General features: G+C 61.7%; 12 protein-coding genes. All 12 read right to left on the reverse strand.

Features of this window, described 5'->3' with window-relative positions:
- Positions 1-81 precede the first annotated feature (81 nt).
- Positions 82-1683, reverse strand: a complete 1602-nt coding sequence (locus tag NZN28_RS05195) for a glycoside hydrolase family 43 protein (RefSeq protein ID WP_295395798.1) — start codon at positions 1681-1683, stop codon at positions 82-84.
- Complete coding sequence (locus NZN28_RS05200) at positions 1680-3017, reverse strand: GH1 family beta-glucosidase (protein WP_295395799.1); 1338 nt, start codon at positions 3015-3017, stop codon at positions 1680-1682. Before NZN28_RS05200 ends, NZN28_RS05195 begins: the two co-directional genes overlap by 4 nt.
- Positions 3018-3027: 10 nt before the next feature.
- Positions 3028-4026, reverse strand: coding sequence for an endo-1,4-beta-xylanase (locus NZN28_RS05205; RefSeq protein ID WP_295395801.1), 999 nt, complete (start codon positions 4024-4026; stop codon positions 3028-3030).
- 80 nt (positions 4027-4106) lie between these two features.
- Positions 4107-4955 (reverse strand): carbohydrate ABC transporter permease, encoded by an 849-nt coding sequence (locus tag NZN28_RS05210; RefSeq protein WP_295395803.1) that lies wholly within the window; start codon positions 4953-4955, stop codon positions 4107-4109.
- 1 nt (position 4956) lies between these two features.
- Complete coding sequence (locus NZN28_RS05215) at positions 4957-5931, reverse strand: carbohydrate ABC transporter permease (RefSeq protein ID WP_295395805.1); 975 nt, start codon at positions 5929-5931, stop codon at positions 4957-4959.
- 213 nt (positions 5932-6144) lie between these two features.
- Entirely contained in the window at positions 6145-7377 is a 1233-nt protein-coding gene (locus NZN28_RS05220) for an extracellular solute-binding protein (RefSeq protein WP_295395808.1), read from the reverse strand.
- 111 nt (positions 7378-7488) lie between these two features.
- Positions 7489-8517, reverse strand: coding sequence for a LacI family DNA-binding transcriptional regulator (locus NZN28_RS05225; RefSeq protein ID WP_295395810.1), 1029 nt, complete (start codon positions 8515-8517; stop codon positions 7489-7491).
- Positions 8518-9071: 554 nt separating this feature from the next.
- A complete protein-coding gene (locus NZN28_RS05230; protein WP_295395812.1) occupies positions 9072-10514 on the reverse strand; it encodes a gamma-aminobutyraldehyde dehydrogenase in 1443 nt (480 codons plus the stop codon).
- Positions 10515-10572: 58 nt separating this feature from the next.
- Positions 10573-11382 (reverse strand): ABC transporter permease, encoded by an 810-nt coding sequence (locus tag NZN28_RS05235; protein WP_295395814.1) that lies wholly within the window; start codon positions 11380-11382, stop codon positions 10573-10575.
- Between the two features lie 107 nt (positions 11383-11489).
- Positions 11490-12404 carry an ABC transporter permease gene (locus NZN28_RS05240; RefSeq protein WP_295395816.1) on the reverse strand — a complete coding sequence of 305 codons (915 nt, stop codon included), beginning with the start codon at positions 12402-12404 and terminating at the stop codon, positions 11490-11492.
- A gap of 31 nt (positions 12405-12435) precedes the next feature.
- On the reverse strand, positions 12436-13458 hold the full coding sequence (locus NZN28_RS05245; protein WP_295395818.1) for an ABC transporter ATP-binding protein: 1023 nt from the start codon (positions 13456-13458) through the stop codon (positions 12436-12438).
- Positions 13459-13599: 141 nt separating this feature from the next.
- Positions 13600-14769 (reverse strand): ABC transporter substrate-binding protein, encoded by a 1170-nt coding sequence (locus NZN28_RS05250; protein ID WP_295395820.1) that lies wholly within the window; start codon positions 14767-14769, stop codon positions 13600-13602.

Here is a 14769-nt window from a genome sequence, read left to right on the forward strand (position 1 = left end):
TTCCAGGGGGCCACTGTTCTGTTCAGAACCAGGCTTTCTCGAACTCGAATGGCTCAAAATATGTGAAGAGCGCTCTATGGGCTACCGGTCGGTGAAGCCTTTATAACGCAGAAAGTCAAAGTCGGCGGGCAGCCGGGTACCCGATAAATCCTGGGCGCAGAGCCCGATAAAGGTGCCGGTGAAACCAAGCCCCCGGCAGTGTTCGTCGGAGAGCTTGCAAGAGGGAAAGGCCAGGGGAATGGGCTGCCAGTCCCGCCCGTTGGCCGAGTAGGCAAAGTGAAAGGTCTCGCGCTCGAAGCGCACCTTGAGGTAAACCCGGCCCCATCCGTCAATGGAAATCTCCTGGCCCAGTGGCTCGTCGTAGTGGCCGTTGTCGCAGGTGAGCAGGTTCAGGGTCTTGCCCAGATGCTCGTCGCGGCTTAGGCGCAGGTAGACCCAGTTGCCGGTGTCGTAGTAGCAGACCAGGCCGGCCATCTGCTGAAAGTGCTGGGGCTCGAACTCGAGGGCCGTCTCGGCTTCGGCGTAAAAGTGCTCCAGGCGGCGGGCCACCAGGCTCTGGCGGTGGCGCGAGCTGAGCGACTCCCGTCCATACAGCCGCAGGTAACCGGGCCGCTCGCTCAGGGAGAGCCAGGAGGGGTCGGGGGGGTGGCGCAGGGTCTGGAAGTGCAGGCTCAGGGTAGGGGCATCGAAATCGTCCTGCTCCGGCTCTGCGGGCCAGGGGTGGGGCGGCAGAGCGGGGGCCTCCACCTCCAGGGCCGGGGCGTTGCCCCCCTGCACCAGGCGGGGCCAGCCGTCGGGGCTCCAGACGATTTTTTGCAGGGCGGTCTCGCGGCCCAGCGGGCAGTGGCGCCGGGGAGCCTGGGGGGGCTCGAGGGGCCGGCCCACCAGGTGGGCCATATACCACTCCCCGGCCTGCGTCTCCACCAGCGAGGCGTGCCCAGCCTTTTGCAGTGGCAGCTCGGGCCGGCCCCAGGCGGTGAGGGTGGGGTAGCAGGGGTCTGTCTCGTAGGGGCCGGTAATCTGGCGGGCGCGGGCCACCGTCACAGCGTGCTCGTACACCGTGCCTCCCTCGGCCACCACCAGGTAGTACCAGCCATCTTTTTTGTACAGATGGGGCCCCTCGGTCACCCCCAGGGGGGTGCCCTGGAAGATGCGGTGCACCGGGCCCACCAGCTTTTCTTGCCGGGGGTCGTACTCCTGCAAAAGGATGCCGGCAAAGGCGTTCTTGCCCTTGCGGTGGTCCCACAGCATGTTGAGGAGCCACTTGCGCCCGTCGGTGTCGTGGAAGAGCGAGGGGTCGAAGCCCGAGGAGTTGAGGTAAACCGGCTCCGACCAGGGGCCCTCCAGGCGCGGGGCGGTGACCAGATAGTTGTGGGCGTCTTTGAAAATTTCGCTGTTGCCCCAGGTTTTCACATCGGTGTAAATCAGGTAAAAACGTTCCCCATCGTGGCTCAGGCAGGGAGCCCAGATGCCGCCCGAGTCCGGGTTTCCTAGCATGTCGAGCTGGGAGGTGCGGGTCAGGGCATAGCCAACGGGTCGCCAGTGCACCAAGTCGCGGGAGTGGGAAATTCTTACCCCGGGCCACCACTCGAAGGTGGAGGTGGCGATGTAGTAATCCTCACCCACCCGCAGAATCGAGGGGTCGGGGTGGAAGCCCCGGAGCACCGGGTTGACAATCTTCATGGCCGCACCACCGCCTCCCGCAGGAAGTCGCGGAACCAACGCCCGCTGGCCTTAAGGCGTCGCTGCTGGGTGGCGTAGTCCACGTAGACCAGGCCAAAGCGGCGGCTGTAGCCCTCGGCCCACTCGAAGTTGTCCAGCAGGCTCCAGACGAAGTAGCCCTTCAGGGGCGCCCCCTCCCGCAGGGCCTCGAGGCTCTGGGCCAGGTGGCGCTCGAGGTAGCGGATGCGCTGGGGGTCGTGTACCTCACCGCTGGGGCCTGGCTCGTCGGGGTAGGCTGCACCGTTTTCGGTGATGTAGAGGGCTTTGGGGCGGTACTCCCGGCTAAGCCGCAAGAGCAGCTCGGCAAGCCCTTCCGGGTAGACCTCCCAGTCCATGGCGGTACGCTCCTCGCCGACCTGCACGGCCTGGAAGCGGTAGGGGCCCAGGGTGCTGTTTCGCACCACCGTGCGGGTGTAGTAGTTGACCCCCAGGAAGTCGGTGGGGGTGGCGATGGTCTCTAGGTCGCCCGAGCGAACCGGGGGGGCCACCTCGCCGTAGAGGGCCAGCATGTCCTGGGGGTAGCCCAGGCCAAACAAGGGCTCGAGGTACCAGCGGTTCTGAAAGCCGTCGAAGCGACGGGCTGCAGCCACATCGGCGGGGTCGGGTGAGGCCGGGTGAGCCGGCGAGAGGTTCAGGGTGATGCCCACCTGCGCCCCGGGTGCGTTCTGCCGGATCAGCGGCACCGCCAGCCCATGGGCCAGCAGCAGGTGATGGGAGGCCCGCACGGCCAGCCCCAAGTCCTGCTGGCCGGGGGCGTGCACCCCGGCCAGGTAGCCCAGGTGGGCGGAACACCAGGGCTCGTTCAGGGTAATCCAGTGCTTCACCCGGTCGCCCAGGTGGCGGGAGAGCAACCCGGCGTACTCGGCGAAGGCGTAGGCGGTCTGTCGCGCAGGCCAGCCCCCCTGATCTTCCAGAGCCTGGGGCAGGTCCCAATGGTACAGGGTGATCCAGGGGGTGAGGCCCTGGGCCAGCAGGGCATCCACCAGCCGGTCATAAAACCCCAGCCCCTTGGGGTTGGGAAGGCCCCGGCCCTCAGGCAGGATGCGGGGCCAGGCCACCGAAAAGCGGTAGGCATTCACCCCCAGCTCTTTCATCAGGCGGATGTCCTCTAGGTAGCGGTGGTAGTGGTCGCAGGCCACATCACCGGTATCACCGCCCCGAACCTTGCCGGGGGTATGGCTGAAGGTGTCCCAGATGCTTGGGCCACGTCCATCGGCGTGCACCGCCCCTTCGATCTGGTAGGCCGCAGTGGCTGTGCCCCAGGTGAAGTCGGAGGGGAAATCGCTTCGTGTCATGCAGGTCTCCTCAGGGTTGTTGCAGGGTCTGTTGCAGGGCAAAGTAGGCGGGCTTGGGTTGGTAGTCGGCATCGAACACCAGGGGCTCGCTCGCCGCCCGCCAGGAGAAGGCATCGCTAACCCCCCAAAGGGTAAAGACCTTGCAGCGGGGCTGACGCAGGCAGACCTGCAACACCTCGCGGTAGACGCGGGCCTGTTTCTCCAGGCGCTCGGCCCTGCTTCCGGGGCCGACAAGCCGTACATCCATCTCGGTGATATGGATTTCCAGGCCCAGCCGGGCGAAGCGCTCGAGGTTCTCCGCCATGCGCACCGCTGCGGGCGAAAAGTTCAGATCCACATGGGCCTGAAACCCCACCCCGTCCAGCGGCACACCCTTCTCCTTCAGCCCCTTGAGCAGGGCGTAGATGGCATCCGACTTGGGGCCCAGACCCTCGGCCCCATAGTCGTTGTAAAAGAGCTTGGCGCCAGGGTCGGCTGCACGGGCGTAGCGGAAGGCTTTTTCCAGGTAGTCGGGCAAAACCTCAAAGGGGGTCGCGCGGGGCCTGGCGTCGTCCCCGATGACCTCGTTGGCCACATCCCAGTAGGCAATCCGGCCCCGGTAGCGCCCCACCACCGTCTGGATGTGTTCGCGCAGAATGGTCTCCATCTCGGCGGCGCTAAAACCGCCATACATCCAGCGGGGAAGCTGCTGGTGCCAGACCAGGGTATGCCCCCGCACAGCCATACGGTGCTTCCGGGCAAAATCCATCAATACGTCGGCGGCACCAAAGTTGAACTGGCCCCTCGAGGTCTGCAGGGCCCCCCACTTCATCACGTTTTCCGCCACCACCAGGTTGAACTCCCGGGCCAGCACCGCTGCGTACTCAGGGTCTTGCAGCAGCAGGCTCGGCTCCACCGCAGCCCCAATCTGAAGGCCGCGCTTTTCGGCCAGGGCGCGCAGGGGTGGGCCGGACTGAGCCAGGGCCACCAGCAAACACATGAGCATCAGGCTCCACCAACGAAAAGGCATGAACCCTCCTCAGGAATAGGCAACTTGAGATACCCGTGCCCCTCTTCGCAACCATCCATCGGGTCTGAACGGAACCCTTCTCAGTTCTTGACCGCGCCCGAGGTGAGCCCCTCCATCAGTTGCCGCGCCGCCAGGGCAAACACCAGCAGAAGCGGGGCCACCAATAGCGCCGTACCGGCCATGATGGCCCCCCACTCCACGTCGGTAGCCCCTTGAAGGGTACGCAGCACCACCGGCAGGGTTTTGGTCTCCTGGGTGCGCATAATCACGTTCACATCGGCAAACTTGTTCCAGGCCCCGATAAAGGTAATCAGGCCCAGGGTGCCCAGGGCCGGGCGAACGAGGGGGAGTACGATGCGCCAGTAAATCTGAAACTCGCTGCACCCGTCTATTCGAGCCGCGTCCACAAGCTCTCTGGGAATGGCCGAGACGATATACTGCCGCATCATGAAAATCCCCACCGCACCGGCCATAGCCGGTACCCACAGTGCTTTGGGGGTGTTGATCCAGCCAATCTGGTAGATGAGCAGGTAAAAAGGAATCAGGTTCAGGATGGCCGGAATCAACAAAGTGGCCAGCACCACCGCAAAAAGCGGCTCGCGCCAGCGGAAGTTGTACATGGCAAAGCCAAAACCGGCCAGGCTACAGAAAAACAGGGTGGTGATGGTGATCATGAAGGCCAGGTAAAAGGTATTCCAGTAGGCCCGCCAGAAAGGAATCTTCTGCAAGAGAATCTGGTAGTTGCTCCAGAAGTGCTCGCCGAACCAGAGCGGGGGTGGGAACCCAAAAATTTCCGAACGCTGGTGGGTGGCAAACACAAACATGAAGTAGAAAGGCGCAATGGTCAGAACGCCCCCCAGCACCAGCAGCGCATACCCCCCCAGCCGTGGCAGAAGACCCAGGATTGAACTGCGTTTTGGCGACACCATCTTAATCCCCTCCCCGGGCGGCACGACCAAATGCCAGGTTGTTCAGGTAGGTCAGAATTCCAATAAACACGAAGAGAATCCAGGCAATGGAGGCCGCAGTACCCATCTCGAGCCATTCAAAGGCCGTGCGATACATGTACATGGTCACGGTCTGCCCCCCCGGCGTGGCCGTGCTGGCCCCACCGTTCAATAGCACGAAGGGCTGCTCAAAAAGCTGCATGTTGCCGATGATGGTCAGGCTTACTGCAAAAAACATCATCGGGCGCAGAAGGGGCAGGGTAATGTAACGGAACTGCTGCCAGCGGCTGGCCCCGTCCACGGCAGCGGCCTCGTAGAGGTCTTTGGGAATGGCCTGGATGGCCGAAAGGTAGAGCAGGGTGTTCCAACCCGTAAACTGCCAGACCACCACCACCGCCAGGGCATATTTGATGTTGGCGCTGGTGAACCAGTTGATGTTCTGATCGGGAAGCAGCGCCCCCAGGAGAGGCCATGTGTTGAGCTGGGCGATGACCAGATTGATCACGCCATTGTGGGTAGCGAAAAGGGTATTGAAAATCAGCGCAATGGCCACCGAGGAGGTGATGTAGGGCAGGAAGTAGACCGCTGTAACAAAGGTCTTGAATCGGCTCAGCACCATGTGGATTACGAAGGCCAGTGGAATGGCAATGAGGTGCTGCGGCACGCCCGAGAACACCCCCAGCCACAGCGTGTTCCAGAAGGAGCGCCAGAACATGGGATCGGTAAAGGTAAAGGTGTAGTTCTCGAGCCCCACAAACTTCCAGCGCCCCCAGCCATCGCTGGGTGTCCAGGACTGGAACGACATATAGAGCGAAAACAGGCTGGGATAAAGCCCAAACACCAGAAACAATACAAAGAACGGACTTATAAAAATATACGGTGCATAGCGCCGCTGGAAGTTGCTCCAGCGCATCCAAAAGTTGAAGCCCACGTCCGGTTGGAGGCGGTTGCTAGCCATAGACTTTCGCACAGGTGCTCCTTTCTGGTGGCCCTTTCCTCATATTCTGGGCTCAAAAAGACAGTCTCTAAAAGACCGGAGACTCTCTTTTCCGGTTAGCACCCCCTCGAGCCGGCTGGTTCATCGCGTTTTAGGACTGCCGGTAAGAGCTTGGTGCAGCCATAAAAGGCCACAGAAAGGGGGAGAAGGGACGCAGCCCCTCTCCCCTGATATCTAGCGCATCCGTCGCTCTATGAGTCGCTTCGCCTCGGCCAGCGCCGCCTGAATTTCCTTCCCCTCGTCGAGCACTTGGGAGAGGGCTGTACCCAAAATCTCGTAGGCCACGCGGTCATACTTGTTGGCTTTGAGCGGCTTGACCCGCCGAGCAGCGTCCCGCCACAGCAGACGGGCTTGCTGGCCACCCAGGAATTCAACCGGTTGGTTAAAGGCCGGGTCGTTTTGTGCCGCAAGCAACGCCGGGAAGGCTCCAATGGCTTTGAAGCCCGCAATCTGCGCCTCTTCACTGGTGGTTACAAACTTGATGAACTCCCAGGCCAGGGCTTTGTTCTTGGAGGCGGTGGGAATGCCGTAGAAGCTACCCCCCCACGAGGCATACATGCCCTCCGGGAGCTGCTGTACCCGCCAGAGCCCTTTGGTTTCAGGCGCCATCCAGTTTTGCAGGTGGCCCTGCAACCAGGCCCCAGAGAACTGGGTGGCTACCGTGCCTTTTTTGAAAGCATCGTACCACTCGTTGGTCCAGGATCCAATGCGGGCGTCCAGACCGGCTGCACGAATGTTTTTGGCCAGTTCAAAAGCCCGCACAAAACGTGGGCTGTCCACCACCACGTTGCCCTTTTCATCAAAGTAGGGGCTGTTGTTGGCGGGGGTGGTGGCAAAGATGTTGATCCAGGCCACATCGGCGGCATCGGCAATTAGGAACGAGCCTGTGGTGGACTTAATCTTGCGACCCGCCGCAATGTAGCCCGGCCAGGTAATCATGGTTCGGGGATCCACCCCCGCTTTTTGCAAGATATCCGTCCTGTAGAAGAATGTTCCGGGCCCGATATCTACCGGCATGCCAATAAAACGCCCATCCGCCGAGGTTGCCTGAGCCACGGTATAGGGCGTGAAAAGGCGCTTGAACTGGCCGGCGTTGAAGGGAGCCTTGTTCAGGTCTTCAAAGCCTTGGCCCTCAGCAAAACGACCGACAAAGCCAATCTCAATGGCGGCCACATCCGGCAACCCCTGTCCTGTGGCCAGAGCAGTGGTTAGCGCGTTGTGGTGGTCGGCGTACTGCTGAATGACCAGCTTGATCTCGACATCGGGGTATTTTTTGTTGAACAGCGGAATTTGCGCCTTAAGGGAGTCGTCCAGGTTTGGAAAAACCGCCACCGTCAGGGTGGTTTTCTGAGCCAGGCCCAAACCGACCAGCGCCAGCAATGCCCACAGTACCAGGATTCGCCGCATGTTTTCCTCCTCAAGAAGCTGGACTTCCCGTCCTTCAGAGAGCCTCGAGCCGTTTTGAAAGCGCTTTCATTTTTGCATTTCCAACCATCAACCTCCTTCAGAAGCGTAAGCTTAAGGAACTGCGTGCGGAACTCGCACGCCCGGAGAGCGTAACAGCGCGGTAGACTCCCGAACGACCAGGCGGGTAGAGAGATTTCTGGGGGTGTAGGATCTCCCCTCGAGCAGGGCCAGCACCAGCCGCGCAGCCTCCCATCCCATCTCCAGGCCGGGCTGGCGCACAGTTGTAAGGGGCGGGGTAAAGTAGCTGGAGCTGGGCAGATCGTCGAAGCCCACCAAGGAAACATCCTGCGGAACTCGAATTCCTCGTCGGTAAAGGGCCACATTGGCCCCGTAGGCCATCTGATCGTTGGCAGCAAAAATGGCAGTAAATAAAGCACCTCGAGCCAGCAACGATTCAACCGCCATAAGACCGGAAGGCTCGAGGTAATCGCCCTCTACAACCAGGGCTGGGTCGAAGGCAATTCCCCCTTGTTGCAAGGCCTCCCGGTAGCCCTGTAACCTTTCAATCGCGTCGGGATGCGACTGCGGTCCAGCAATATGGGCGATGCGGCGGTGGCCTAGCTCGATAAGGTGTCGGGTGCCTTCCAAGGCCCCCTGAACATTATCAATACCCAAGCAGGGCAGGCCTGGAATGTTGCGTCCGACCACCACCACCGGCATCGTCTTGACCAGTTCCAACAAAAGTTCTCCGGGCACGCTGCCGTCCATCACCACCAGTGCATCTACCTGCCGGCCAACCAGCACCTTAAGGGCGGCTTCTTCCTGGTCGGCGCGCCAGTGTCCACTGGCAAAAATAGGATGGTAGGGGGTTTTCTCGAGGGCTTGCTCCACACCCTTGAGCATCTCGCCATAGTAGGGGCTGCTAATCTCCTGGGTAACAACGCCAATCGTGAGAGAGCGCCCCTGGGCAAGTCCTTTGGCCAGAATGTTGGGATGATAGTGCAAGCGCTCAATGGCCCTCAATACGGCTTCGCGCTTGCCAGGCTTGACCCGAGCTGTTCCGTTAATGACTCGAGAAACCGTGCTGGGTGAAACCCCGGCCTCTCGGGCTACATCGCTCAGGGTAACGGCTTCTCTCAACTTGCCTCCAAATAAGCTGAACTTTCTTTGCTGCATAAGAGTAAAGCAAATTTTGAAAGCGCTGTCAAGAGGGATGCCCTTTTCACCAAGCCTGCCCCCAATGGTGCGGCAAGAACCAAGCATCTGGGGGTAGGGGGCAGGTTGGAAACCGACCCCCACCGTCAGCTTGTGCATTCTCGAAACTTGCTTGCAAACCCACGTAGCCCGTCCAGGTGGCCACTGTTATCTTCAGAACAAAGCTTTCTCAAAGTCGAATGCTCATATCCCATAACAACCCATGCAACCACACCCGCACGGGGAGCGAATCAAGTCCATCCTGGCCTGGACTCGCTCTCCCGACCTCGCAGGGTAGGCCAGGTGGGGTGGCTGGCCTGGCCCTTCGCGCAACCAGCCGATGGGGGTTTTGTTCGATACCCTCCTGAACCCTCCCCAGGGAGGGGCTTGAGGGCTATCACTCAAATCTGAGGGTATGGGTATCTTTACGACTGCGGACTCAGTTCGCGCCGCACCCAGCCCTCGCTCTGAGCCTTGGGCATGGGGCTTTCGGCGTTGCCCTAATGCTTGACCATGATGTGCCGGGGCACGGTGTAGTCCTCCAGGGCATACAGGCTCATATCCTTGCCGTAGCCCGACTGCTTGAGGCCCCCGTGGGGCATCTCGTTGACCAGCATGAAGTGGGTGTTGATCCAGGTGCAGCCGTACTGCAAACGGCTGGCAATCCGCATGGCCTTGCCCACGTCCTGCGTCCAGACCGAGCTGGCCAGGCCGTAGTCGGAGTCGTTGGCCCAGGCGATGGCCTCCTCCACATCGCTGAAACGGGTCACCGAAACCACCGGGCCGAAAACCTCCCGCCGTACGATCTCGTCGGACTGCAAGGCCCCGGCCACCACGGTGGGTTCGTAGAAGAAGCCTTTGCCCTCCATGGGGTGGCCCCCCACCGTCACCTCGATGTGTTTTTGCATCCGGGCCCGCTCCACAAAGCTGGCCACCCTCGAGCGCTGCCGCTCGGTAATCAGGGGCCCCATCTCCACGCCGTCCTCGGTTTGCGCCCCCACCTTGATGGACTTGACCGCATCGGATAGCTCGGCCACAAACTTGTCGTAGATTTTCTTGCCCGCATACACCCGGCAGGCCGCGGTGCAGTCCTGCCCGGCGTTGTAGTAGCCAAAAATTTTGATGCCCTGCACGGCGGCCTCGAGGTCGGCATCGTCCATCACGATTACCGGGGCCTTGCCGCCAAGCTCGAGGTGGGTGCGCTTCAGGCTTTGCGAGGCGGCCTCGAGCACCCGCTTGCCGGTGGCCACATCGCCCGTGAGCGAGATCATCCGCACCCCCGGCTGATGAATCAGCGCCGAACCCACCGTCTCCCCTACCCCGGTCACCACGTTCACCACCCCCGGCGGGAAAATCTCGGCCAGCAGCTCGGCCAGCTTGAGGGTGGTCAGGGGGGTCTGCTCGCTTGGCTTGAGCACCACCGTGTTGCCCGCGGCCAGCGCCGGGGCCAGCTTCCAGGCCGCCATCATCAGCGGGTAGTTCCAGGGCGCAATGCTGGCCACCACCCCCACCGGGTCGCGCCGGATGAAGCTGGTGTGCCCGGCCAGATACTCCCCCGAAAGCGCCCCGGTCATGGCCCGCACCGCCCCGGCAAAAAAGCGGAAACAGTCCGAGATGGCCGGAATCTCGTCGTTCAGCGCGGCCTGGAAGGGTTTGCCACAGTTGAGCGACTCCAGTCGGGCAAACTCCTCCGCCTGCGCGTCAATCTTGTCGGCCAGCTTCAAAAGCAAAAGCGAGCGGTCTTTGGGGGTGGTCTGCGACCAGGCGTCGAAGGCTTTTTCTGCCGCGAGCACGGCCTGCTTGACCTGTTCCAGCGAGGCTTCCGGTAGCTTCAGGAGCACCTCGCCCGTGGCCGGGTTGAGGATGTCCAAAGGGGTGCTCTCCCCGACCACAAACGCTCCATCAATCAGCATCTTGCTCTGTCCAATCAGTGTGGTTGCCATGTTTATCTCCTTGGGTTCAGACTTGCCTTGGGCCTAATTTGGGTTTGCTCCCGCGCCTTCATCCGGTTTTTCCGCCCCCGTGCAGGTCGTCCGTGTCGCGGGTCAACCACTGGGCCAGCACGATGGGCAAAAAAGTGATGAGCATAACGAATACCGCCACCACGTTGGTGATGGGGCGCTCGCGGGGCCGAAACAGCTCATTCAAGAACCAGATGGGCAGGGTTTTCTGGTCGGCAGCGGTAAAGGTGGTCACAATCACCTCGTCGAAGGACAGGGCAAACGAGAGCATGCCGCCCGCCAACAGGGCCGTAGCGATGCTGGGCAGCACCACCATGCGCCAGGTGGTCCACCAGTCCGCGCCCAGATCCATCGAGGCCTCGATCTGCGAAAAGCCCGTGCGGCGGAAGCGTGCGACCACGTTGTTGTACACCGTCACGATGCAGAAGGTGGCATGACCAATCACGATGGTCCAGAAACTCGGCTCCAGGGCCAGCCGTTTGAAGGTGGTCAGAAGTGCGATGCCGGTCAGAATGCCGGGCAGGGCGATGGGCAGAATGAGCAGCACGGTGATGAAGTCTTTGCCCAGAAACTGGAAGCGGTACATGGCGGCGGCCACCATCGTCCCCAGCACCAGGGCTATTCCGGTGGCCATGGCCGCTACCTGCAACGACAGCCAGAGCGCGGCCCACATATCCTGTCGCTGGAAGGCCTCGCCAAACCAGCGCAGGGTCAGGCCGGGAGGCGGAAACTGGTAGGTGCGGTCCTCGGTGGTCAGGGCGTACAGAACGATGATGACGATGGGGAAATGCAGAAACAGCATCCCCAGGTAAAACGCCAGGCGCAGGCCCAGCGAAGGCTTACCCGGCATTTGCGCACCTCCGCTTGCGAAGCGCTGCGACCTCGACAAACCCACCCTTAGGGATACCCCGGCTGCATCGGCTTGGCCCACAGCTCGAGGCCAGCAGCTCAGAACCGTCAAAGCGCATTGAACGCCCCCAATCGCCGCATAATCAGCAGATACACGGCTATGATCACCACCGGCACCACCGAAAAGGCCGCCGCCAGGGGCAGGTTGCCCGCCGTGCCCTGCTGCACGTACACCATCTGCCCGATGAAGAAACCCGGCTGGCCCACCACCTGGGGGATGATGTAGTCTCCCAGGGTGAGCGAAAAGGTAAAAATAGAACCCGCCGCTACCCCCGGAATCACCAGAGGCCAGATAATCTTGCGAAAGGTCTGGCCGGGCCGGGCCCCCAGGTCGGACGAGGCCTGAATCAGCGACCTGGGCACGCGCTCGAGGGCCGCGATAATCGGCAGAATCATGTAGGGCAGCCAGACATAGGTAAACACCAGAAACATACCCAGGTAGCTGTTGGAGAGGCTGGGGCCACCAATCACCGGTACACTCAGGATGCCCTGCAAGAGCCAGCCCAGACCCAGCGCATTGAAAAACCAGCTGACTACCCCTTCACCCGCCAGAATCAAGCGCCAGGCGTAAACCTTTATCAGGTAGCTGGACCACAAAGGCAGCAGCACCATCAGATACCAGAAGGTTCTGGCGTTGCCTTTGGTGTAAAAGGCAATGTAGTAGGCAATCGGGAAGCCAATGCCAATGCAGGCCAGCGTGACCACCAGGGCCATCAGGGTGGTGCGCACAACGATATCCACGTTGGCCGGAGAGCTAAAAAGCTGCCGAAAGGCCGAGAGCGAGAAGCGGTACTCCACCTGGCCGGTAAAGTCGTTGAGGGAGTAGAAGCTATAGAGCATCAGGTTGAAGAGCGAGCCCAGGTAGATGATGCCCAGCCAGAGCAAAGGGGGAATCAGCAACAGCGAGAGCAACAACCAGGGGCGCAAGTACAGCGCATCGGAAAGGCGGCGGCGCAGGGTCATGCCCCCCTCCTTCGGACCCACCCGAACCGGCTCATACGGCCTCCCGCAAAGGCCGCAGCGAGCCGCGCTCCCAGCTCAGGGTAACGGCGCTGCCAATCTGCAAGCCCTGTTCTTCCGAGGATGTGACCGCCGTCAGGCGCTCCTCACCCACCTGAACCTCGTAGCGGGTCTGGGCCCCCAGGTAGTGGATGTCCAGCAGGATTCCGCTCAAACAGTTGGGGCCGTTTTGGCTCCCGGGCCGGATGGCGATGCGCTCCGGGCGCAGGGCATACCTGCCCCCTTCAAGCCCCAGCAGGCGGCCCTCGAGCACATTCGCGCTGCCCACAAAGCGGGCCACAAACTCGGTCTGGGGGTATTCATAGAGCTGCTTGGGGGTGTCGAGCTGCTCGATTCGGCCCTGGTTGAATACCGCCACCCGGTCGGACATGGAGAGGGCTTCGCCCTGGTCGTGGGTGACGTAGATGAAGGTGATGCCAAGCTGGCGTTGCAGGGCCTTGAGCTCGATCTGCATCTCCTCCCGCAGCTTCAAGTCCAGCGCGCCCAGCGGCTCGTCCAGCAAGAGCAGCCTGGGTCTGTTGATCAGGGCGCGAGCCAGAGCGACCCGCTGCCGCTGTCCACCCGAAAGCTGCCCTGGCCGTCGGTCACCAAACCCGGCCAGCTTGACCAGCTCCAGCATCTCCTCGGCCCGTCGGTGGCGCTCCGGTCGGGGCACCCCCCGAACCATGAGCGCGTAGGCCACGTTGTCGCGCACGTTCATGTGGGGGAACAGCGCATAGTCCTGAAAAACCGTGTTCACATCGCGGGCATAGGGCGGCAGCCGGGAGGCATCCTGCCCGAACAGTACAATCTGCCCCGAGGTTGGCTGTTCGAACCCCCCAATCAGGCGCAGGCAGGTGGTTTTACCCGAACCCGACGGCCCCAGCATGGAGAAGAATTCGCCGGGGAGGATTTCCAGGCTCACCCCGTCCACGGCTTTCACCGAGCCAAAGTAACAGGACACCTCGCGAAGCACCACGGCAGCCTGAGCAGACGCTGTGTTGGGTTCTTTGAGCATTTGCACCATCGTAATGGGTCTTTCGCTTTTTAGCCGAGAAGCCGGGGTGGGGTTTTCCCCACCCCCAAACCGGCCTCCGGCCATCCTCGTCGGCTAGCCCCTGCCAGGGAGGCCCTTGGGCGCTCGAGGCTCTAAAGGCCCTTAGCGCCCCCCCTGAATGGCAATGTAATCGCTCACCCAGCGGCTATAGGGCACACACTGGTTGTTCTGGGTGCGGCACTGGGTGGTGGGGGTGCGCCAGAAGAAAATTTTGTCGAAGTCGTTGAAGCCCTGGTTCTTGCAGCCATCGGCAGGCAACAAGGAGCCAGGGGTGTTGCAGGCCGCGGGCACCACCGGGTTCGAGCCAAACCAGCCAGCGATGTCGGCCTGTACCTTGTTGGTGAGCTGCCAGTTGAGCCAGCGGTAGGCGCAGTTGGAGTTCTTGGAGTTGGCCGCCAGCATGGTGGTATCGGCCCAGCCGGTAGCCCCTTCCTTGGGCACCACCCAGCCGATGGGACGCTTGTTGGCCTTGAGGGTGTTCACCTGGAAAATCCAGGTGGTCGAAGCCACCACCCCTTCGTTGGTGAAGTCCTGCACCTGGGCGTTGGCATCGTTCCAGTAGCGCTGGAGCAGGGTGCGCTGCTGGCGCAGCAGCTTGAGCACCTCCTGGTACTGCTGCTCGTTGAGCTCGTAGGGGTCTTTGATGCCCAGCTCGGGCCGGGTGCGCATCAGATACAGCGCCGCATCCGCCACATAGATGGGGCCGTAGTAGGCCTGGATGCGGCCCTTGTTGCTCTTGCCGTCGGGCAGAATCATCTCTTCGAAGACCACCTTCCAGCTATCCGGGGGGGTCTTGAAAACGTTCGTGTTGTAGGCCAGTACATTCACCCCAAACTGGTAAGGCACCCCGTAGCGCACCCCGTTGACCACATACCAGGGCGCGTTGAGCAGGCGGCGATCCAGGTTGCGGGTGTTGGGAATCAGGTTCCAGTTGATGGGCGCCACCACATTGCCGGCAATCAGGCGCTGGGTGGCATCACCCGAGGCGGTGACCAGGTCGTAGCCACCCTGGTTCATTAAGCGCACGGCTTCGTCGGAGCTGCTGAAGACCTTAACCGAGACCTTGCAGCCGGTTTCTTTTTCGAAGCCCGTGACCCAGTCGGCGCTCTTGTCGGTAGAGCCGTTTTCTACGTACCCCGGCCAGGCCAGAATGTTGAGCTGGCCCTCGCTGGGCCCCAGCGACTGTTTGGCCCGACTGGCCGGAAGCTGGGCCACGGCCAGACCTGCCACTGCTGCCAGTCCTACCACTGCCAAGAACCACCGTGTTCTCAT

Origin of the sequence: Meiothermus sp. (genome assembly GCF_025056915.1) — a bacterium.
Taxonomy (GTDB): Bacteria; Deinococcota; Deinococci; order Deinococcales; family Thermaceae; genus Meiothermus.

Bases quoted from the DNA above. Each gene is read 5' to 3' on its own strand.
- NZN28_RS05210 (WP_295395803.1), bottom strand. From the start codon at position 4,955: ATGGTGTCGCCAAAACGCAGTTCAATCCTGGGTCTTCTGCCACGGCTG.
- NZN28_RS05240 (WP_295395816.1), bottom strand. From the start codon at position 12,404: ATGACCCTGCGCCGCCGCCTTTCCGATGCGCTGTACTTGCGCCCCTGG.
- NZN28_RS05230 (WP_295395812.1), bottom strand. From the start codon at position 10,514: ATGGCAACCACACTGATTGGACAGAGCAAGATGCTGATTGATGGAGCG.
- NZN28_RS05205 (WP_295395801.1), bottom strand. From the start codon at position 4,026: ATGCCTTTTCGTTGGTGGAGCCTGATGCTCATGTGTTTGCTGGTGGCC.
- NZN28_RS05215 (WP_295395805.1), bottom strand. From the start codon at position 5,931: ATGGCTAGCAACCGCCTCCAACCGGACGTGGGCTTCAACTTTTGGATG.
- NZN28_RS05220 (WP_295395808.1), bottom strand. From the start codon at position 7,377: ATGCGGCGAATCCTGGTACTGTGGGCATTGCTGGCGCTGGTCGGTTTG.
- NZN28_RS05235 (WP_295395814.1), bottom strand. From the start codon at position 11,382: ATGCCGGGTAAGCCTTCGCTGGGCCTGCGCCTGGCGTTTTACCTGGGG.
- NZN28_RS05250 (WP_295395820.1), bottom strand. From the start codon at position 14,769: ATGAGAACACGGTGGTTCTTGGCAGTGGTAGGACTGGCAGCAGTGGCA.
- NZN28_RS05245 (WP_295395818.1), bottom strand. From the start codon at position 13,458: ATGCTCAAAGAACCCAACACAGCGTCTGCTCAGGCTGCCGTGGTGCTT.
- NZN28_RS05195 (WP_295395798.1), bottom strand. From the start codon at position 1,683: ATGAAGATTGTCAACCCGGTGCTCCGGGGCTTCCACCCCGACCCCTCG.
- NZN28_RS05200 (WP_295395799.1), bottom strand. From the start codon at position 3,017: ATGACACGAAGCGATTTCCCCTCCGACTTCACCTGGGGCACAGCCACT.